This is a genomic window from Streptomyces sp. NPDC003635 (assembly GCF_053587635.1).
On the sequence record NZ_JBSFOK010000009.1, the window covers coordinates 151,181 to 172,827 of the forward strand.

Below are 21,647 nucleotides of genomic sequence, written 5' to 3' on the forward strand. Positions count from 1 at the left end.
ATGACCGTCGCGCCGGGTGGTCCACTCCCCCGTCCCGCTCGGCGCGACACCCCAGAGGGCCGGCTGCCGGTTCCGTACGTCATGAGTACGGAACCGGCGGCCGGCCCTCGCTTCGTGCGCGCGCCGGAAACGGCGCGAAAAAAGAGGGGTCAGACCGCGACCGGGGAACGCGAGGGCTCCGCCATCGCCACCGCGATCTTCCGCGGACCGGTGAAGGGCTCACGGCCGTGCGCGGCCAGCATGTTGTCGACGATCAGCACGTCGTCGCGCTCCCAGTCGAAGCGGGTGGACGCCTTGCGGTAGGCGGCCCGCAGATGCGCCACCGTCTCGTCGGGGATCCGGCCGCCGTCACCGAAGTAGGTGTTGGTGGGCAGGTCCGCGTCGTCGAAGATCTCCCGCAGCCCTTCCTGCACCTCCGGCGCGAGCGAGGTGACATGCCAGAACGTGGCGTGGTTGAACCAGACCTCCTCGCCGGAGACCGGGTGCGTGTGCACCGCGTCGCGGACCGTGGTGGTGCGCAGTCCGCCGTCGGGGCGCCACTCGGCGGTGATGCCCTTGCCCCGGCAGTACGCCACGATCGCGTCCCGGTCCTCGGTACCGAAGGCCTCCTGCCACGGCACCCCGAAGTCGGCGTGGAAGTTGCGCACCACGCGCCAGCCGCCGCGCCGGACGAACTCCTCGCGCACCGCCGGGTCGATCGCCGCGTACACCTCGCGGATGTCCGCGAGCGGGGTCGCGCCCTGGGTGAGGGCCGGCTCGATGCAGTAGAAGTACAGGGTGTGCGGCCAGACGGCCTGGTAGGAGTTCTCGTTGTGCAGGAAGATCTCCTCGTCCGCCGGGTAGTCCGTCGAGGTGTACACCTGCCCCTTGATGGTGGAGCGCGGCGAGGAGCGCTCGGCGTAGTCCAGCGGCGCGCTGCCGGAGAAGGCCCGCACCACCCCGTCGAAGCCGTCGACGCCGCCGACCTCGAAGCCGCGCAGCAGGATCGCTCCGCGGGTGCCGAGGACCTCCCGCAGCTCGGTGCGGTGCTCGGCGATCCACTCGTGCACCGCGGTGCCGGGCGCGGCCGTGTACGTGATCGCGGTCATGGGACCAGGACCCCTCTCGTCGTCTCGCCCTGGCTCTCCAGGGACTCGTAGCGGCGCGGTACGACCGGGCCGAGTGCGGTGCCCGCCTGCCGGGCCAGCGCGGCGAACACGCCGTCGACCACCGGCAGGTCCTCCACCAGCCAGGTGTCGGGCCCGGTGGGCAGCGCATGGTCGACGAGCACCGGGCCGTCGTCGGCCGGTTGTACGTCGACCTCGCGCAGGTTGGTGATGATGCCGACGCCGCTCGCCTTGACCACGGCCTCCTTGCGGGTCCAGCAGCGGAAGAAGGCGTGCAGCCGCTCGGTCTCGCCCGCGCGGGAGTCCACGTGGGCGAGTTCGGAGGCGCTCATCACCAACCGGGAGGCGCCCTCCACGTCCAGGTCGCGGCCGTCCTCCAGGTCGACGCCGACCTGCCGGCCGACCAGGACGGCGAGCAGCCAGTGCGGCCCGGACCTCGACAGGTTGAAGTCGAGGTCCGTGGCGGGTCGGTCGATCGTCGGCCGCCCGTGCCGGGGGTGCGCGCAGCGCGGGCACGGGCGGCGGCCGAGGACCACCTCGCGCGGGGGCACGCCGAGGTACTCGGAGAGGATCCGGCGCAGGGCCGCGTGCGCGGACGCGTAGCGGGTGGCGGCCGGGTCGCCCAGCCGCCGCACCTGCGCCAGTTCCTCCTCGGACAGCAGATCGAGGTCGCCCGGCGCGAGGGTGTCCGGTGCCCTGCCCCGCCAGACGTGGACCGCGTCGTGGTCCCTCAGATACTCGTATGCGGCGGTCATCGCCTCAGTCCGTTCTGTTTCGTCGGTGCGCCGAGGGGTCAGTCGGACATGGCGACCAGCACCCGGCGGTCCCCGGTGAAGGGGCGGCGGCCGTGGGCCAGCAGGACGTTGTCGATCAGCAGCAGGTCGCCGGTGCGCCAGTCGACGTCCACGGCGTGCTCCAGGCCGCGGTCGCGGATCTGCTCGACGTACTCGGCGGGGATGGGGCTGCCGTCGGCGAAGGTGACGTTCTGCGGCAGCTCGTCCTCGGGCAGGATCTGCGCCAGGGCGGCGGCGGTGTCGTCGCCCAGGCCCGCGGGGTGCCACTGGTCGGCCTGGTTGAACCACACCTCGGCGCCGGTGACCGGGTGAAGGGTGGTGGCCGGGCGCAGCGAGGAGACGCGGATGCCGCCGTCGGCCTTCCACTCCCAGTCGGCGCCGGTGGGGGCGAGGAAGGCCTCGACGGCCTCCCGGTCGGTGGTCTCGAAGGTGTCCTGCCAGCTCTTGCCGAGGCCGAAGCCGTCGTGCAGGTTCTGCACGTAGCGCACGCCGTCGGCGAAGGACTCGCGCACCTTGTCGTCGAGGGACCGCAGCCACAGGGCGGCGTCGACGACCGGAGTGGCGCCGCGGCTGCCGGGCTGGACCTCGCAGTAGAACGCCAGGCGGGCCGGCCAGGCGTGGGCGTAGCTCATCTCGTTGTGCATCGAGATGGTGAACTCCTGCGGGTACTCGGTCGAGGTGTAGACGTTGCTGCCGACCTTGGTGCGCGGGGAGTTGCCGTGCACGTAGGCGAGCCGGTTGGGCAGCAGCGCGTCGAGCACCCGGTCGAGTTCGGCGGGCGTGACGCCGAAGCCGCGGAAGACCAGGCCCTTCTCGGCGACGAGCAGCTTGCCGAACTGCTCGCCCATGCCGATGACCCGCTCCACGAGTTCGTCGGCGCCGCCCGTCCCCTCGGCCTCGATCTCCAGGGGGGTCCAGATGTCCGTCTGAGTCATGTCAAACCTCCAGGTCTTGGGTGATGTCGGCGAGCAGCTCGGCTTCGCGCGGCGCGAGGTAGAAGTGGTCGCCGGGGTAGGTGCGCAACCGGAATCCGGCGGTGGTCAGTTCGGCCCAGGCGGCGACCGCGTCCGGGTCGCAGCCGGGGTCGTCGCTGCCGAGGCAGGCGGTGATCGGGGCATGCACGACCTCGGGCGGATCGGCGGGCCGGTAGGCCTCGATGAGCCGGTAGTCGGCCCGCAGGGCGGGCAGCAGCAGCTCGCGCAGTTCGGGGACGTCGTAGGCCTCCGAGCCGAGGTCGCCGAGGCGGCGCACCCCGGCGACGAGGTCGTCGTCGGAGCGGTGGTGCAGTCCGGTGGGGCGGGCGCGGTGCGGGGCGGAGCGGGCGGAGACCACCAGGCGGCGCGGGACGACGCCGTGCCGCGTCTGCAGCCGCAGGGCGCTCTCGTAGGCCACGGAGGAGCCCATGCTGTGCCCGAACAGGGCGAGGGGCCGGTCGAGGAAGGGCAGCAGCGCGGCGGTCACGGCGTCGGCGAGGGTGGCCATGTCCTCCACGCACGGCTCACTGAGTCGCTCCTGCCGGCCGGGGTAGCGCACGGCCAGCAGCTCCACGTCGGCCGGCAGCCGGGCGGCCCAGCCGCGGAACAGCTGCGCGTTGCCGCCGGCGTGCGGAAAACAGACGAGCCGGAGCCGGGGTGCCCGTCCGGACGCGGCGGGGTAGGACCGCAACCAGGGCATGTCCTGTACGACGGTCATGAGGCCGCCTCTCCTTTCGTGGATGTCTCGGGCTCGCCCGGGAGTTCTCGTCTCAGGTCGGGTGCCAGTACCGCCAGTAGCGCCAGCACGGCCATCGCGGCGGCGATCGCCCGGACCGTGGACTCCGCTCCCCACGCCGCCAGGAGCAGGCCGCCCGCGAAGGAGCCGAGGGCGTTCGTGCCGGAGCCGATCAGCGCGGCGGTCGCGGCGACGCGGCCCTGGAGGGCGTCCGGGGTGGTGCGGACCTGGTAGACGGCGGCGGAGACGTTGAAGACCGCGCCGACGAAGCCGATCCCGGCGTAGAGCGCTCCGAGCAGGACCGGCCGCGCGGTGAAGCCCATGGCGCCGATCAGCAGGGCCCAGACCACCGCCCCGGCGATCAGCAGGGCCCGGCGGCTGGTCCGGCGCTCGAGCCGCCCGCCGGCCAGCGCCCCGCACAGGCCGCCGATCCCGCCGACGCCCACCACGACCGCGAGGGCCGACGGCGACAGGCCCTCCTCCTTGATCCGCAGGATCAGGGCCAGCGCGAGCATCTGGAAGAGCACGTTGGTCCCGGCGACATAGCCGAGCGCCGCCCGCAGGAACCGCTGCCGCCACAGCCAGCGCATGCCCTCGGCGACCTCGGCGGCCGGGCGACGGGGGGCCACCGTGCGCCGCTGCTGGAAGTCCTTGCGGATCAGGAGCAGGCTCACGAAGGAACAGGCGTAGGCGAGCGCCCCGAAGCCGAAGGGCAGGCCGCGTGCCGCCGTGTAGAGCAGCGCGCCGCCCGGCTGGCCGAGCAGCCCGGCCGCCCGCCCGCGCGCCTCGTTCTGCGCGAGGGCGGCCGACAGGTGCGCGGGGTGCACGAGGTTGCGTACGGCTCCCCGCTCGGCCAGCCGGTAGAACACCGCCAGCGCCGACTCCGCGAACGCCACGGCCGCCAGGTGCGCCACCGACATGCGGCCCGCCGCGAGGGCGAGCGCCACGCTGCCCACCGCCAGCAGCCGCCCCGCCTCGCAGACCAGCATCAGCCGGCGCCGGTCGAAGCGGTCCACGACCACTCCGGCCGGCAGCTGCACCAGCAGCAGCGGCAGCAGGGCCGCGGTGGTGACGACCGACATGGCGACCGGCGAGCCGGTGTGCCAGAGCACGATCAGCGGATAGGCGACCGAGGTGACCCGGGCGGCCAGGAACGACAGGCTCGCCCCGGACCACAGCAGCAGGAACTCCCGGTTGCGGCGCAGCGGTGCCGGGGCGGCGGGGGCCTCGGCGACGGGCGAGGTCATGTCCTGCACCACTCCAGGACCGCCATCGCGCTGTGCATCTTGTTCTCGGCCTGGGCGAAGGCGATGGACTCGGGGCCGTCCAGCACCTCGGCGGTGACCTCCTCGCCGCGGTGGGCGGGCAGGTCGTGCATGAACACCGCCTTGGGGCTGTCCTCCCACAGCGCCTTGGTGACCTGGAACGGCGCGAAGATCTCCCGCCAGTCGGGGTCCGGCTTGGCGGTGCCGGTGGTCTGCCAGCGGGTGGTGTAGACGACGTCGAATCCGGCGGGTACGGCGTCCATGTCGTGGCGTTCCGCGAACCGGGCCCCGCTGCGGGCGGCCTGTGCGGCGGCCCGCTCCCGGTAGGCGGGGGCGAGGCCGTAGCCGGGCGGGGTGCGCAGCTCGAACTCGACCTCGGGGAAGCGGGTCAGGGCGAGGGCGAGGGCGGAGGCGGTGTTGTTGCCCTCGCCGACGTAGAGCACCTTCAGTCCGTCCACCCGTCCGAACTGCCCCTGGAGCGTGGTCAGATCGGTCAGCGCCTGGGTGGGGTGCTCGTCGGCGCTCATGGCGTTGATCACCGCCATCCGCTCCTGCGCGGCCCAGGCCCGCATCTCGGCGGGGTCGCCCGCGGTCCGGGCGACGAGCACGTCGAGCATCCGGGACATGACCCGCCCGGTGTCCTCGCTGGTCTCCCCCGTGTTGAGCTGGAGGTCGCCGGGCCCGTAGGCGATGATCTGCGCGCCGAGCCGGAGGGCACCGCTGGAGAAGGCGGTGCGGGTGCGGGTGGAGGTCTTGCTGAAGTAGATGCCCACGACGTCCCCGGCCAGCGGCGTCGGGCGGCCCGCCGCGCGGGCCGAGAACTCGGCGCCGCGCGCGACGAGCGAGCGCAGGTCGGTGTCGTCGAGGTCGTCGATGGAGATCAGGTGCCGTACGGATGCCACGGTGTCCTCCAGGAGGTCGGGATGCGGGCCGGGACGGTCATGCGCGGTCCTCGTCGGTGACGACCGGCGCCAGTACGGCGGGCAGTTCGCCGGCGTCGCCCTCGCCGCGCCAGTCGGCGGCGAGCCGTCCGCTGCCGAACCGGGCGTCGTCCCGGCCGAGTTCGGCGGTGAGGTGCTTGACCACGGCCTTGCCGGAGTCGGCGTTGGTCAGGGCCACGAAGCCGGTGCCGGCGTGCAGCCTGCTGATCGCCATGTTCCAGTAGCCGGAGGGCTCGCCCCCGTGCCCGAACTCCAGGTCGTCGCCGCTGTCGTCGACGATGGTGCCGAGCCCGTAGAACGTGCCGGACTCACCCGCCAGCAGTTCCCGCGCGCTTGCCTGGCCGACGAGCGCGCCCTCGGTGCCGAGCAGGGCGTCCCGTACGGCGAGGACCAGCCGGGCGGTGTCCCCGGCCGTGGTCCACAGGCCCGCGGCGGCCAGGTGGGCGCGGCCCCGCCAGCCGCCCGCGAGCGGGGTGCCGTGGGCGTCGTGGCCGTGTGCCGCCGGCAGCCCGGAGGTCTCCGGGAACCGCTGGTCGAAGCTGGTGTCGGCGAGGCCCAGCGGATCCAGGACCAGGCGCCGCATCAGCGTCTCGAAGTCCTCGCCGGTGACGTCCTCGAGAACTTGCTGGAGCACCCAGTAGTGGGTGCTGCTCTTGCGGAACACCTCACCGGGCGGCAGTTCCCGGCGCACGCGCGGGGTGCTGACCGGCGGGCGGCCTTCCAACAGGTCGAGCAGGGTCGGCAGTTGCTCGCCGGGCTTGAAGCCGACACTGCGGTGCCGGGCGAGTCCGGCGCGGTGGCCGAGCAGCTGGCGCACGGTGACCGGCCCCGGCGCGGCCGGGTCGTCGGCCAGCTTCCAGGAGGTCAGCAGGGTGTTGACGTCCGCGTCCAGGTCGAGCACGCCCTGGTCCACCAGCCGTACGGCGGCGAAGGCGGTGACGTGCTTGCTGATCGAGCCGACCTGGAACAGGGTCCGGTCGGTGACCGGTGCCTCCCCGTCCGCGACGAGCAGGCCGTGTCCGCGTACGTCGGCCAGGGCGCCGTCCCGCAGCACCGCGAGGGCGACTCCGGGGACGTGGTGGTCGGCCATGACGGCGGTGAGGCCGTCGGCGAACTCCCGCCGGGCGGAGAAGTGCGGAGTGGTGGCCGGGCCGAGCAGTGCCGCGGCCCGGGCGAGTGCGGCGGGGTCCGCGGCTCCCGCCTGAGCCTGCCGCAGCAGGGTGGCGAGGAGTTCGGCGGGCACCTGGACGGTGCCCGTGGCGGGAGCCTCGGGCTCCTCCGGTACGGCCTCCGGCACGGCCGGCGCGGCCTCCGCCATGTCCTCGTCGATCGCCGCCGCCAGGTCGATCAGGGTGTCGTGCTGGTACATGCGGTAGATCGAGACCGTGAGCCCGGCAGCCCGGGCCGCCGCCAGCACCTTGATCATCAGCAGCGAGTGGCCGCCGAGGTCGAAGAACCGGTCGTGGACGCCGATCTGCTCGACGCCGAGGACGTCGGACCAGATGCCCGCGAGGGTCAGCTCGGTGGGCGTGCGCGGCGGCACGTGGTCGGTGCCGGTGCGCAGGGCGCCGCGGTCCACGGCGGGCAGGGCACGCCGGTCGACCTTGCCGTTGGCGTTCAGCGGCAGGGCGTCCAGGGCGACGAAGGCCGACGGGACCATGTAGTCGGGCAGGCGCAGGGCGCAGTGCGCGGCGAGGGTCTCGGCGTCGGGCGCGGCGGACGCGGCCGGCGTCCAGTACGCGACCAGGCGCCGGTCCCCCGGCACCGGCTCGTGGACGGTGACGAAGGCGTCGCGCACCTCCGCGTGGGCGGCGAGCACCGCCTGGACCTCGCCGAGTTCGACGCGGTAGCCGCGGATCTTGACCTGGTCGTCCATCCGGCCGAGGAACTCGACGTTCCCGTCCGCGAGTTGGCGCACCAGGTCACCGGTGCGGTACAGCCGGGCGCCCGGCACCTCGCCGTACGGGTCCGGCACGAACCGCTCGGCGGTCAGGTCCGGACGGCCCGCGTACCCGCGCGCCACCCCGGTACCGCCGACGTACAGCTCGCCCGCCACACCGACCGGCACCGGACGCATCGCCGTGTCCAGGACGTACGTCGTCATGTTCGGCAGCGGACGCCCGATCGGGACGACGTCCCGGGCGACGGGTTCGACGACCGGGAAGACCGTGGAACCGACGGAGGCCTCCGTGGGCCCGTACTCGTTGATCAGCCGGCCCGGGCCGAGGATGTCCAGGGAGCGGTCCGCGGTCGCGCCGGGCAGCGCCTCGCCCGCGACGACCATGACCCCGGCGAGCTCCTGCGCCTGCTCGGTGGTGAGCTGTTCGGCGAGCAGGTCCAGATGGCCCGGCGTGAGCTTGATGAACGCGTACGGCGCACCCGCGAGCAGCGCCCGCCCCAGCATGCCGGGCTCGGTGTCCTGCCCGACGGTGAACACGCGCTGCCCGGTGACCAGCGGCCCCCACAGGTTGGGGACGATCAGGTCGAAGGCGACCGAGGAGAACATCGGCGCGCCGCCCTCGCCCCGCGACGCCAGCTCGCGCGCCGCCCAGGCGACATGGTTGACCAGGCCCCGGTGCGGCACCTCCACGCCCTTGGGCGTGCCGGTCGAGCCGGAGGTGAAGATGACGTACGCCAGCGGGTCCAGGTCGTCGGTGCGGACCGGAGGCGTGGCCGGCGCGGATCCGAGGTCGGAGTCGACGAGCAGGACGTCCGTACCGCCGAAGCGGTCCGCGTACTCCGTCTGCGTGAGCGCCACCGCGGCGCCCGAGGTGCGGACGATCGCGGCGACGCGTTCGGCCGGGTAGGACGGGTCGATCGGCACGTAGGCGCCGCCCGCCTTCCACACCGCGAGCAGTGCGGCGATCAGGTCCGGCCCCCGGTCGAGCTGGACGGCCACTCGGGCCTCGGCGTCGACGCCGCGCGAACGCAGCGCGTGGGCCAGGCGGTTGGCGCGCATGTCGAGCTCGGCGTACGTGACCGTCTCGTCCCCGAGGGCGACGGCCGGGGCGTCCGGGACGCGGGCCGCCTGCTCCTCGAAGCGCTGGAGCACGGTGGCGGTCTCGGCCTCGTGCGCGGTGTCGTTCCACTCCACCAGCTGGCGGTGCAGCTCCTGCGCGGGCAGCGGGACGAGCCGGGCGTCGCCGGTGGGGTCGGTCGCCATGGCGGTGAGGACACCCGCGTACAGGGCGGTGAGCCGGTCGGCGTGCTCCCTCGACAGGGCGTGGGTGTGGGTGGTCATCAACAGGTAGCCGGAGACCGCGGAGACGGCCAGGTCGAACTCGGTGGCCCCTTCGCCGGAGCTGTCGCCGACGTCGACGCGCTCGGTGTCGACGTGGTCGAAGTCCTGGTAGCTGAACCGGACGTCGAGCAGCCGCTCCAGGCCCGCGTCGCGCTGGATGGCCGGCATCGGGTAGCGGCGGTGCTCCCACATGCCCGCCTCGTGCGCGAAGACCTCGCGGACCAGCTCCTCCCACGTGCGGTCGCGGTCGGCGTCGAAGGCGAACGGCAGGGTGTTGAGGTACATGCCGTAGACGCGGTCGGCGCCGGGGGCCTCGGGGCGGGCGCTGAAGACGAGCCCGGAGTGGAAGCGGTCCTCCTCGGTGAGCAGGCTGAGCGCCTTCAGGTGGGCGGCGAGCAGCACGCTCTTGAGGGAGACCCGGGCCCGCGTGGCGAGCGCCCGCAGCCCCTGCTCGTACGGGCGGAGCTCGACGGCGACGCGGAACCGCTCGCGCGGGGCGGTGCGGTCGCCCGCCCAGGCGGAGGGCAGGGCGAAGCGCGCGTACCGGCCGGTGACGTCCTGCCAGTGGCCGCGGTCCGACTCCGAGTCCAGGGAGCGCAGTTCGGCGGCGACGAAGTCGGCGTAGCGGACGGTGGGCGCCGGCAGCTCGGCCGGGGCGGCCTCGTCGCGGGCGCGGCGGTACTCGTCGAGAAGCTCCATGAGGAGCGCCCGGTGGCTCCAGCCCTCGGTGATGGCGTGGCAGACGGTGAGGCCGAGCCGCCAGGCGCCGTCGCCCTCGACATGCGCGGTCATCCGCAGCAGCGGGGCCCGCTCCAGGTCGAACAGATCGGCGCGCTCGGCGGCGATGAACTCCTGGACGGCGTCCCGGCGGGCGGTCTCGTCGAGGCCGGTCAGATCGTGGACGGCGACCGGGACGGTCGCGTCGGCGTGCACGACCTGGAGCGGCTCGGTGTACCCGTCCAGGTGGAAGGAGGTGCGCAGCAGCTCGTGCCGGGCGGCGACGGTGGCCGCGGCGGTGCGCAGGGCGGCGGCGGAGAACGGGCGGTCGTCGTCGGTGATCCGGAACGAGGAGACGTTGTGGTAGGCGGCCTGGGTCCGGTCGGCGAGCATCTCCAGGACCATGCCGAGCTGGACCTGGGTGAGCGGATAGGCGTCCACCGCGTCGGCGGGCAGCTTCTGTTCGTCCTCGTCGCAGATCAGGGCGAACCGCTCGACGGGCGTGTCCACCTCGGTGCGCCCAGGGCGGCCGGTGAGGAACTCGCTCAGCTCGGCGACCGTGCGGTGCTCGAAGACGTCGCGGACGCCGATGTCGAAGCCGGCCTGGCGCAGCGCGCCGACGAGGGCGACGGCACGGATGGAGTGGCCGCCGATCTCGAAGAAGCCGTCCTCGACGCCGACCCGCTCCAGGCCGAGGACCTGCGCCCAGACCTGGGCGATGCGCTCCTCGGTGACGGTGCGCGGGGCGACGTAGCCGTCGTGCACGGCGGCCACCGGGTCCACGGCGGGCAGGGCGCGCCGGTCGACCTTGCCGTTGGCGTTCAGCGGCAGGGCGTCCAGCGCGACGAACGCGGCCGGGACCATGTACTCGGGCAGCCGGTCCGCCAGGTGCGCGCGCAGGGAGTCGGCGGTGACCGTCGCGGGGGTGCAGTAGGCGACGAGCTCGCCGTCGGCCGTGGTGACGAAGACGTCACGGACGTCCGGGTGGGCGCCTAGGACGGCCTGGACCTCGCCGAGTTCGACGCGGTAGCCGCGGATCTTGACCTGGTCGTCCATCCGGCCGAGGAACTCGACGTTCCCGTCAGCGAGTTGGCGCACCAGGTCACCGGTGCGGTACAGCCGGGCGCCCGGCACCTCGCCGTACGGGTCCGGCACGAACCGCTCGGCGGTCAGGTCCGGACGGCCCGCGTACCCGCGCGCCACCCCGGTACCGCCGACGTACAGCTCACCCGTGACCCCGACCGGCACCGGACGCATCGCCGTGTCCAGGACGTACGTCGTCATGTTCGGCAGCGGACGCCCGATCGGCAGGACGTCCGTGTCGGCGTCCTCTGGGACCGGGTGGATCGTGGTGCCGACCGAGGCCTCGGTGGGGCCGTACTCGTTGATCAGCGTCACGTCCGGGGCGAGCGCGCGCCAGCGCTCCAGGGTGGCCCGGGTGAACGCCTCGCCGGCGACCACCAGCACCGGCGCCAGCGCGGCCGCCTGCTCGGCGGTCAACTGCTGGGCCAGCACGTCCAGGTGACCGGGGGTGAGCTTGACGAAGCTGTACGGTGCCGAGGCCGCGAGCGTCTCGCCGAGGTCCGCCATGTCGACGTCCCCCGCGACGGTGTGCACGGCCTGCCCGGTGACCAGCGGCGCCCACAGGTTGGGGACGACGAGGTCGAAGGCGACGGAGGAGAACAGCGGGGCGCCGCCCTCCCCGCGCGAGGCCAGCTCGCGGCCGGCCCAGGCGACGTGGTTGACCAGGCCCCGGTGGTGCACCTCGACGCCCTTCGGCGTGCCGGTCGAGCCGGAGGTGAAGATGACGTACGCCAGCCGGTCCAGGTCGTCCGTCCGGTCCGGGGCGTGCACGGGCCGGTTGACGAGGGCGTCGGCGGGCAGCGCGGTCAGGGTGAGCGCGGCGCCCGAGAGCGCGCGCACGGCCTCGACCCGGTCGGCCGGGTAGGACGGGTCCACGGGCACGTAGGCGCCGCCCGCCTTCCACACCGCGAGCAGCGCGGTCAGCAGGTCGGGGCCGCGGTCCAGCCGCACCAGGACCCGGGACTCGGCGCCGACGCCCTCGGCGCGCAGGTGGTGGGCCACCTGGTTGGCGCGGGCGTCGAGTTCGCCGTAGGAGAGCGTGCCTCCCGCGTGGCGGACGGCGACGGCGCCCGGGGTGCGGGCGGCCTGCTCCTCGAAGCGCTGGAGCACGGTCCGGGTCTCGGCGGGGTGGGCGGTGGCGTTCCACTCGACCAGCTGCCGGTCCAGCTCGCCCTCGGGCAGGAAGGTGGCGCGGGCGTCGCCCTCGGAGTCGGCGGCCATGGCCTCCAGGACCTGGCGGAGCATGGCGGCGAGGCGGTCGGTGCCGGTGCGGCCGAGGGCGCGCGGGGAGGTCGTGAGGACGAGGTGGCCGACGCGGGCGGAGACGCCGAGCGGGAACTCGGTGGGGCTGTCGTCGATGCTCGCCAGGTAGTCGACCTGCTCGCGGTCGACCTGGTCGAAGTCGTGGTAACTGAAACGCATGTCGATCAGCCGCTCGCCGTCGGCGAGATCGCGCTGGATGACCGGCATCGGGAAGGCGCGGTGCGGCCACAGCTCGATCTCGCGGGCGAACACGGCGGCGACCAGCTCGCGCCAGGTGTCGTGGTCGCGGTCGTGGGCGAACGGCAGGGTGTTGAGGTGCATGCCGTAGACGCGGTCGGCGCCGAGGATCTCGGGCCGGGCGTTGCACACCAGGCCGGAGAAGAAGCGCTCCTCCTCGGTGAGCATGCTCAGCGTCTTCAGGTGGGCGGCGTGCAGGACGCTCTTGAGGGAGGCGCCGGCCTTGGCGGCCAGGGAGCGCAGCCGCTCCTCCAGGTCGTGGAAGGGCACGGCCACCCGGTAGGGGGCGCCGGTGTCGTCCGGGTCGCCGCGCCAGGGGGCGGGGACGGTGAGCCGGGCGTGCCCGTCCACGATCCCCTGCCAGTAGGCGCGGGAGTCGGCGGAGTCCAGCACGTCCAGTTCGGCGGCGATGAAGTCGGCGAAGCGGACCGCCGGGACGGGGGCCTCGGAGGGCTCCCGGCCGTCGCGGATCCGGTCGTACTCGGTCAGGACCTCCATCAGCAGGGAGTGGTGGCTCCAGCCGTCGAGGATCGCGTGGCACTCGGTGTTGGTGATCCACCAGCTGCCGTCGGCGGCCGTGTGCGCGTACAGGCGCAGCAGCGGAGGCGTGGCCAGGTCGAACAGGCGGGCTCGCTCGACGACGGTGAACTCACGCAAGGACGCCTGGAGTTCGTCGTCGGTGAGGTGGGACAGGTCCCGGGCGCCGACCGGCATCTCGGCGTCGGCGTGCACCAGTTGGAGCGGCACCGAGTAGCCGGTGAGGGCGACGGAGGTGCGCAGCACCTCGTGGCGGGCGACGACGACCGCGGCGGCCTCCTTCAGCGCGTCGAGGGAGAAGGGGCGCTCGTCGCGGATCCGGAAGGAGGTGACGTTGTGGTACGGGTGCTTGCCGTCGTCGGTGAGCATCTCGACGACCATGCCGAGCTGCACCTGCGACAGCGGGTAGGCGTCGGCGAGGCCCTCGGGCAGCTGCGCCCGGTCCGCGTCGGGGACCAGGGCGAACGGCTCGACGGTACGGACCGCCTCGGCGGGCGCCGGGCGGCCGGTGACCAGCTCGGCGATCCGGGCGACCGTACGGTGCTCGAAGACGTCCCGGACGGCGAGGTCGTAGCCGAGGGCGCGCAGCCGGCCGACGAGGCTGACGGCGCGGATGGAGTGGCCGCCCAGCTCGAAGAAGCCGTCCTCGACACCGACCCGCTCCAGGCCCAGCGCCTCGGCCCACACCTCGGCGATGCGCTCCTCGGCGACCGTGCGCGGGGCGACGTACCCGCAGGCGCCGAGGGCGTCCTGGCCCGGGGCGGGCAGGGCGCGCTTGTCGAGCTTGCCGTTGGTGGTCAGCGGCAGCGCGTCGAGGGCCACGAAGGCGGCCGGGACCATGTACTCGGGCAGCTGCCCGGACAGGTGGGAGCGCAGCTCGGCCGGGGTCGGGGCGGTGTCGCCCGCCGGGGTGACCCAGGCGGTCAGGCGCTTGTCGCCGGGGGTGTCCTCGCGGACCAGGACGACGGCGTCGCGGACCCGGGGGTGCGCGGCGAGGGCGGTCTCGATCTCGCCGAGCTCGATGCGGAAGCCGCGGATCTTGACCTGGTCGTCGATGCGGCCGAGGAACTCCAGGCTGCCGTCGGGCAGTCGGCGCGCCAGGTCGCCGCTCTTGTAGAGCCGGGAGCCGGGCGGGCCGTAGGGGTTGGGCACGAACCGCTCGGCGGTCAGCCGCGGCCGGTTGAGGTAGCCGCGGGCCACACCCGGGCCGCCGACGTGGATCTCGCCCGGCACACCGACCGGGACGAGCAGGCCGTCGCCGTCCAGCAGGTAGACCCGCAGGTCGGCCAGCGGGTGGCCGACGGGGTTGCCGGCCTGCGGGTCGAGGTCGGCCTCGGTGAGGCGGTGGTAGGTGGTGTGGACGGTCGTCTCGGTGATCCCGTACATGTTCACCAGGGCGATCCGGTCCAGCCCGAACCGCTCGGTCCACGGCCGCAGTTCGGAGACCTCCAGCTTCTCGCCCGCGAACACGACCGCGCGCAGCGAGAGTTCGGCGTCGGTGCCGATCAGCGAGCGGAACGCGGTCGGCGTCTGGTTGAGGACCGTGACCTTCTCGCGCACCAGCAGGTCGAGGAACTCCTCCGGCGAACGGGTCACCGCGTACGGCACCACGACGAGCCGCCCGCCGAACAGCAGGGCACCCCACATCTCCCACACGGACACGTCGAAGGCGTAGGAGTGGAACAGCGGCCAGACGTCGGTCTCGGAGAACGCGTAGTGCTCGTGGCCGCGCTCCAGGAGCCGCACGACGTTGGCGTGGCTGAGCGCGACGCCCTTGGGCCTGCCGGTCGAGCCGGAGGTGTAGATCGTGTAGATCAGGTTCTCGGGGCTGCCCGGGACGCCCGGGTTCGTCTCCGGCTGCTCCCCCTCGTCGCCGACGAACAGCACGTCCACGTCGAACAGGTGGGCGTGCTCGGGGGTGGTGACCACCACCGGCGCCTGCGCGTCCTGGACGATGTAGGCGATGCGGTCGGCCGGGTTGGCGGGGTCGAGCGGGAGATAGGCGGCACCGGACTTGAGGATGCCGAGCAGCGCCGGGATCAGCTCGGCGCCGCGCTCCAGGCTCAGCCCGACGAGCGTCTCGGGGCCGACACCGCGGGCGATCAGGGCGTGCGCGACGCGGTTGGCGCGGGCATTGAGCTCGGCGTAGGTGAGAGCGCCGTCCTCGAAGGAGACGGCCACCGCGTCGGGCGTACGCGCCGCCTGCTCCTCGAACAGCTCGTGCACGCGCCGGACCACCGGCTCGGGCACCTCCGGGGAGCCGACCAGCACGGCCCGCTCCTCGGCGCCGAGGATGTCGTACGACGACAGGGGCGCGGCCGGGTCGGCGGCGACGGCGTCCAGCAGCCGCAGCAGATGCCCGGCGAAGCGCTCGACGGTGGCCTCGTCGAACAGGGCGGTGGCGTACTCCAGTTGACCGCCGAGGGAGCCGTCGGCGCCCTCACGGACCTGGAGGTCGAGGTCGAACTTGGCGACGCTGCCGGAGCCCTCGAACGGGGTGACGTCCACACCGGGGAAGGCGAAGGCGGCGCCGCGGTCGCCGTGCATGGTGAACGCGACCTGGAACAGCGGGGTGCGGGACAGGTCGCGCTCCGGGCCGATGGCCTCGACGACCTGGGCGAAGGCGACGTCCTGGTGGTCGTAGGCGTCGAGGACGGTGGACCGGGTGCGGGCCAGCAGCTCGCCGAAGGCGGGGTCGCCGGTCAGGTCGCCGCGCATCACCAGGCTGTTGATGCCGTAGCCGATGAGCTGCTGCAGCTCGGGGCGGCCACGGCCGGAGACCACGGTGCCGACCGCGATGTCCGTGCGGCCGGTCCAGCGGGCCAGCAGGGACTGGTAGGCGGCCAGGAACAGCATGAACAAAGTGGCGTCGTGACCGGCGGCCAGCTCGCGCAGCCGGGCCGCGAGGGCGTCCGGGACCTGGAAGGCGACGGAGGCGCCCGCGCCGTCGCGCACCGCGGGACGCGGCCGGTCGGCGGGCAGGTCCAGCGGGGTCAGACCGTCCAACTGGCGCCGCCAGTAGCCGAGGTGGCGCTCGATGACCTCACCGGTCAGCTCGGCACGCTGCCAGGCTGCGTAGTCGGCGTACTGCACGGCGAGCGGGGCCGGCGTGGCTCCGGTGTACAGCTCGCCGAGCTCCTGGCCGAAGACACCGGTGGACCAGGCGTCACAGGCGATGTGGTGGAAGACGACGGCGAGGAGGTGCTCGTCGGCGGCGAGGCGGATCAGCCGCCCGCGCACCGGCCAGTGGCGGCCGAGGTCGAAGGGGCGGGCCAGGTCGGCCTCGACGAGGGCGCGGGCCTCCGCGTCACCGGCCGCCTCGGACAGCTCCAGGGGGGTGGGGCGCGGGGCGTCGACGACCTGGACGGGCTCGTCGCCGTCGAGGACGTACCGGGTGCGCAGGATCTCGTGCCGTTCCAGCAGCCCCTGCCAGGCCCGCCCGAGAGCGTCGGTGTCGAGGTCACCGCGCAGCCTCAGCACCAGCGGGACCAGGTACTCGGGGCTGTCCGGCTCCAGCCGGCTGAGGAACCACATCTGCTGCTGCCCGTACGACAGCGGCAGCGGCCGGGACCGGTCGGCGCGGGTGATCTCCGCGCGCCGTGCCGCCCCGCCCCGCCGCCCCGCGAGCCGCCGACGCAGCAACTCGGCCCGCAACGCCTCGGGATCGGCGCCCGAGACCGTGCTCTGCTCGATTTCCCCCGTGCTCATGCCTGGTGCTCCTTCAGCGATGCGTGGGTCGAAAGGTCCGTGGTGGCGTCCCGCGGCGCGCCGGGGCCGGGCCGCGCGTCCGTCGGCTGCGTGGCGTCCCGCAGCAGGTCGGCGTCGGACAGCGCGTCGATCTGCGCGAGGACGCGCTCCTCGACGGCGGCGGCGAGCCGGGCGATGGTCGGTCCCTCGAAGACCGTGCGGACGGCGAAGTCGATCTCGTACTCCTGCTGGAGGTGCGAGATGAGCCGGATGGCGAGGATGGAATTGCCGCCGATGTGGAAGAAGTTGTCGTGCGCGCCGGCCTGGACGCCGAGCAGCTCGGTCCAGATCTCGGCGATGCGCTCCTCGACCGGACCGCTCGGGGGCACGTGCCCCGCGTCCTCGGCGGCCCGGCCCGGCGCGGGCAGCGCCCGCCGGTCGATCTTGCCGTTGGCGTTGACGGGGAGGGCGTCGAGCCCGGTGAAGGTCGCCGGGATCATGTACTCCGGCAGCCGCTCCGCCAGGTGCTCGCGCAGCGCGTCGACCGGGACCGCGGCCGGGGTGCAGTAGGCGGCGAGTTCGCCGTCCACGGTCGTCACGTACGCCTCGCGCACCCCCGCGTGGGCGGCCAGCGCCGCCTGGACCTCGCCGAGTTCGACGCGGTGGCCGCGGATCTTGACCTGGTCGTCGATCCGGCCGAGGAAGGCCACGTCACCGTCGGGCAGCCGGCGCACCAGGTCGCCGGTGCGGTAGAGGCGGGCGCCCGGCGTGCCGTAGGGGTCGGGCAGGAAGCGCTCGGCGGTCAGGTCGGGGCGGTTCGCGTAACCGCGCGCCACGCCGGTGCCGCCGACGTACAGCTCGCCCGTCACACCGACCGGGACCGGCTGGAGCGCCGCGTCCAGGACGTACATGGTCATGTTGGGCAGCGGGCGGCCGATCGGCAGGACGTCCGCGATGCCCTCGGTGCCGTCGGCCGGGACCGGGTGGACGGAGGTGCCGACGGAGGCCTCGGTCGGGCCGTACTCGTTGATCAGCCGCATGTCCGGGGCGAGTTCGCGCCAGCGCTCCAGCGTGGCCCGGGTGAAGGCCTCGCCCGCCACCACCATCACCGGGGTCAGGGCGCCGGCCTGCGAGGGGCTCAGCTGGTGCGCCAGGATGTCGAGGTGACCGGGGGTCAGCTTGAGGAAGCTGAAGGGCTCGGCCTCCGCCAGGCGCTTGCCCAGCTCGGACATGTCGGTGTCCTGCGGCAGCAGGAACAGCCGCTGCCCGGTGACCAGCGGCGCCCACAGGTTGGGCACGACCAGGTCGAAGGCGACCGAGGAGAACAGGGCGCCGCCGCCGTAGTCCTCCCCCGCCAGCTCCCGCGCCGCCCAGGCGACGTGGTTGGCGAGGCCCCGGTGGTGCACCTCGACGCCCTTCGGCGTACCGGTGGAGCCGGAGGTGAAGATGACGTACGCGAGCCGGTCCAGGTCGGTGTCCCGGCTCCGCGCGGGGATCGTCGAGGGACGGACGGCGATGTCGGCGGCGTCCTCGTCGACCAGCAGCGGCCGGGCGCCGGAGTCCTGGAAGCGGTGGGCGTAGGCGGCGGAGGTGACCGCCGTCCGGGCGCCCGCGGCCGTGCACATCGCGGTGATCCGGTCGGCCGGGTAGGAGGGGTCCACCGGCACATAGGCGCCGCCGGCCTTCCACACCGCGAGCAGCGCGGTCACCAGCTCCGGGCCCCGGTCGAGCAGCACCGCGACCCGCGACTCGCAGCCCGCGCCCCGGGTGCGCAGATGGTGCGCGAGCCGGTTGGCGGCGGCGTCCAGCTCGCCGTAGGTCATCGTGCGGGTGCCGCAGGTCAGCGCGGTGCGCTCGGGGGTCTCGGCGGCCCGCTCCTCGAAGAGCTCGAAGACGGCCCTGTCGTCGAAGGGGAACGTGGTGTCGTTCCACTCGGTCAGCAGCCGGCCGCGCTCCTCGGCGGAGAGCAGGTCGACGGTGCCGAGCGGGGTGTCCGGCGCGGCGGCGACCCGCTCCAGCAGGGTGAGGAAGTGGCCGGTCATCCGCTCGGCGGTGGCGCGGTCGAACAGTGAGGTGGCGTACTCCAGGACACCGTCCAGCGAGCCGTCGGGGGTCTGCCGCATGAACAGCGACAGATCGGTCTTGGCGACCTGCCAGGCCTCGGTGAACGCGGCGAGGTCGGCGTCGGCGGTGACGACACTGGTGACGCCCTCGCTGTGCAGGTCGAAGGCGACCTGGTAGAGCGGCGTGCGGGACAGGTCGCGCTCGGGCTGCAGCTCGTCGACGAGCCGCTCGAACGGCAGCTCCTGGTGGACGAGGGCGGCGCGGGCCGCGTCCCGGACCCGGCCGAGGGCCTCGGTGAAGCCGACCTCGGGGCCGAGTCCGCAGCGCACGATCAGCGAGTTGAGGAAGAAGCCGACCATGTTCTCGGTCTCGGGCCGGGTGCGGCCCGCGACCGGGGTGCCGACCGGCACGTCCCACTGCCCGCTGTAGCGGGCGACGAGGGTCGCGTAGGCGGTGAGCAGCGTCATGAACGGGGTGGCGCCGTTCTCGCGGCCCAACTCGGTGAGCCTGCCCGCGACCTCGGGGCTGATGCGGAACGGCACGACCGCGCCGCGCGGGTCGCGGACCGCCGGGCGGGGTCGGTCGGTGGGCAGGTCCAGCGGGGCGATGCCGTCCAGGGCGGTGCGCCAGTGCGTCAGCTCCCGCTCGACGACCTCCTCGGTGAGCCGGGCGTGCTGCCAGGAGCCGTAGTCGGCGTACTGCAGGGCGAGGGCGGGCAGTTCGGCCCCTTCGCACAGCGCGCGCAGCTCCCGCTCCAGCAGAACGGTCGACCAGCCGTCGCAGGTGATGTGGTGCAGGGTGAGCAGCAGCAGGTGGTCCTCGCCCGGGATCCGGACCAGCAGCGCCCGCCACAGCGGGCCCTCGGCGAGGTCGAAGCCGCGCGCGAACTGCTCGCCGAACAGGGCGGCGACGCCGTCGGCGGTCGCGTCCTCGACGCGCAGCTCGACGCCCAGGGCGCCGGGCGCGTCGATGACCTGGCGCGGCTCACCGCCCTGGCTGACGTACCGGGTGCGCAGCGGCTCGTGCCGGGCGGCCAGCGCGTCGAGCGCGGACCGTACGTCGTCGGCGGCGAGGGAGCCGGGCAGGCGCAGGAAGAGGGGGGCGACCCACTCGGGGCTGCCGGGGTGCATCCGGTCCAGGAACCACAGCCGGCGCTGACCGGAGGACAGGGGCAGTTCGCCGGTGCGCGGGACGGCGACGATCGCGTCCCCGTCCGCGACGGGCTTGCCGATGAGCCGGGCCTGCGCCTCGACCGTCGTGGCCGCGAACAGGCCGCGCAGGGAGACCTTCTCGCCGGACGCGGCGCGCAGCCGCGAGGCGAGCCGGGTCAGCTGCAGAGAGGTGCCGCCGAGGGCGAAGAAGTCGTCGTGGGCGCCGACCCGGTCCTGGCCCAGCAGCTCCGCCCAGACCCCGGCCACCAGCTCCTCGGCGGTGTCGCGCGGGGCGGTGAAGGCGGGCTGCCCCGCGGCGGTGATCTCCTCGGCGGAGGGCAGGCGCGCGCGGTCGACCTTGCCGCTGGGCAGCAGCGGGAAAGCGTCCAGCACGTGGAAGAGGGCGGGCACATGGCTGTCCGGCAGCCGCTCGGCGAGGAAGGCGCGCAGCTCGGCGGGGTCGACGGAGCCGGTGAGATGGGCGGCGAGACGCTTGCCGCCGTCCTCGGCGGGGTAGGGCACGACGACCGCGCCGGTGACGTCGGGGTGAGCGGCGAGCGCGGCCTCGACCTCGCCGGGCTCGATGCGGACGCCGTTGACCTTGACCTGGTGGTCGAGGCGGCCCAGGTACTCCAGGGTGCGGTCGGCCCGCCAGCGGACCTGGTCGCCGGTGCGGTAGAGGCGGGCGCCGGGCTCGGCGGCGTACGGGTCGGGCACGAACCGCTCGGCGGTCAGGTCGGGGCGGCCCGCGTAGCCGCGGGCGACGCCGACACCGCCCGCGTACAGCTCGCCGGGGACGCCGACGGGCACGGGGGCGAGGTTGGCGTCGAGGACCAGGACCCGCAGGCCGGGCAGCGGCCGGCCGATCGGGACCGGGCCGGTGGTGAGCCCGGGGTCGACGAGCTGGGCGGTGACGTCGATGGAGCACTCGGTGGGGCCGTAGGTGTTCCACACCTCCAGGCCGCTTCCGGCCCGCTCGCGCAGCCGCGTGACCAGCTCGGCGTGCAGGGCCTCGCCGGCCGAGAACAGCAGCCGCAGCGAGCCGCAGCCGGTGAAGTCGCCCTCCTCGACGAGGAGCCGGAGCACCGACGGCACGACCTGCAGGACGGTGACGTCGTGCGCGGCGACCGCGCGCAGCAGCGCCGCCGGGTCGCGTTCGGCGCCCGCCGGCGCGAGCACGACGGTGCCGCCGCTGACGAGCGGGGCGAAGATCTCCCACACGGCGGCGTCGAAGCCGATGGTGGTCTTGTGCAGCACCCGGTCGCCCGCGCCGAGCGCGTGCCGCTCGACGGTCCAGCCGACCCGGTTGGCGATGCCCGCGTGCGTGACGGCGACGGCCTTGGGCTTGCCGGTGGAACCGGAGGTGAAGACGGCGTAGGCGACACCGGCGGGGTCGGCGGCGGGCAGCTCGGGGGCGTCGGCCGTCCCAGGCTCGGAGTCCGTGTCGGAGTTCACGGACGCCGGGACGTGCCGCGCGCCCGCCCGCGCGGCCAGGGCGGACAGCTCGGGGCCGGAGACGAGCAGCGCCGCCCCGGCCTCGCGGACCAGCTCCGTCAGGCGCGCGGGCGGCTGGGCGGGGTCGAGCGGGACGTAGCCCGCTCCGGCCCGCCAGACGCCCAGCAGCGCGACGACCAGGTCGACGCTGCGGGGCAGGGCCACCCCGACGAGCGTCTCCGGGCCCGCGCCCAGGTCCCGCAGACGGGCGGCCAGGCGCAGCGACGCACGGTCCAGTTCCTCGTACGTCACCACCTTGGCGCCGTCCACGACGGCGGCCGCGCTCGGGGTACGGAACGCCTGCTCGGCGAAGCGTTCCGACAGCAGTTCGGCGTTCACGGTTACTCCTGTCACAGA

The 21,647-nt window shown here is 74.1% G+C and carries 8 protein-coding genes; all 8 read right to left on the reverse strand.

Translation table 11 applies throughout. The features are described 5' to 3' along the window. Positions 1–149: 149 nt before the first annotated feature. The 8 genes from ACWDRW_RS11875 to ACWDRW_RS11910 are packed head-to-tail and all read right to left on the reverse strand — an operon-like array spanning position 150 to position 21,629. Positions 150–1,088: a TauD/TfdA family dioxygenase gene (locus ACWDRW_RS11875; protein WP_451722328.1), complete on the reverse strand. Its 939-nt coding sequence runs from the start codon at positions 1,086–1,088 to the stop codon at positions 150–152. After that, the gene (locus ACWDRW_RS11880) at positions 1,085–1,861 is read right to left on the reverse strand and encodes a 4'-phosphopantetheinyl transferase family protein (RefSeq protein ID WP_451722329.1); all 777 of its coding nucleotides are present in this window, start codon (positions 1,859–1,861) and stop codon (positions 1,085–1,087) included. Before ACWDRW_RS11880 ends, ACWDRW_RS11875 begins: the two co-directional genes overlap by 4 nt. Before the next feature lie 38 nt (positions 1,862–1,899). Continuing rightward, the gene (locus tag ACWDRW_RS11885) at positions 1,900–2,835 is read right to left on the reverse strand and encodes a TauD/TfdA family dioxygenase (protein ID WP_451722330.1); all 936 of its coding nucleotides are present in this window, start codon (positions 2,833–2,835) and stop codon (positions 1,900–1,902) included. Between the two features lies 1 nt (position 2,836). Continuing rightward, positions 2,837–3,592 (reverse strand): thioesterase II family protein, encoded by a 756-nt coding sequence (locus ACWDRW_RS11890; RefSeq protein ID WP_451722331.1) that lies wholly within the window; start codon positions 3,590–3,592, stop codon positions 2,837–2,839. Then, on the reverse strand, positions 3,589–4,857 hold the full coding sequence (locus tag ACWDRW_RS11895; RefSeq protein WP_451722333.1) for an MFS transporter: 1,269 nt from the start codon (positions 4,855–4,857) through the stop codon (positions 3,589–3,591). Before ACWDRW_RS11895 ends, ACWDRW_RS11890 begins: the two co-directional genes overlap by 4 nt. Beyond that, complete coding sequence (locus ACWDRW_RS11900) at positions 4,854–5,777, reverse strand: ornithine carbamoyltransferase (protein WP_451722334.1); 924 nt, start codon at positions 5,775–5,777, stop codon at positions 4,854–4,856. Before ACWDRW_RS11900 ends, ACWDRW_RS11895 begins: the two co-directional genes overlap by 4 nt. A 37-nt stretch (positions 5,778–5,814) precedes the next feature. Further along, on the reverse strand, positions 5,815–16,602 hold the full coding sequence (locus ACWDRW_RS11905) for an amino acid adenylation domain-containing protein (RefSeq protein WP_451722335.1): 10,788 nt from the start codon (positions 16,600–16,602) through the stop codon (positions 5,815–5,817). Next, entirely contained in the window at positions 16,599–21,629 is a 5,031-nt protein-coding gene (locus ACWDRW_RS11910; protein ID WP_451722336.1) for an amino acid adenylation domain-containing protein, read from the reverse strand. Before ACWDRW_RS11910 ends, ACWDRW_RS11905 begins: the two co-directional genes overlap by 4 nt. Positions 21,630–21,647 lie beyond the last annotated feature (18 nt).

Coding starts and splice junctions, on each gene's coding strand:
- ACWDRW_RS11880 (WP_451722329.1), bottom strand. CDS start 1,861: ATGACCGCCGCATACGAGTATCTGAGGGACCACGACGCGGTCCACGTC.
- ACWDRW_RS11875 (WP_451722328.1), bottom strand. CDS start 1,088: ATGACCGCGATCACGTACACGGCCGCGCCCGGCACCGCGGTGCACGAG.
- ACWDRW_RS11895 (WP_451722333.1), bottom strand. CDS start 4,857: ATGACCTCGCCCGTCGCCGAGGCCCCCGCCGCCCCGGCACCGCTGCGC.
- ACWDRW_RS11890 (WP_451722331.1), bottom strand. CDS start 3,592: ATGACCGTCGTACAGGACATGCCCTGGTTGCGGTCCTACCCCGCCGCG.
- ACWDRW_RS11885 (WP_451722330.1), bottom strand. CDS start 2,835: ATGACTCAGACGGACATCTGGACCCCCCTGGAGATCGAGGCCGAGGGG.
- ACWDRW_RS11905 (WP_451722335.1), bottom strand. CDS start 16,602: ATGAGCACGGGGGAAATCGAGCAGAGCACGGTCTCGGGCGCCGATCCC.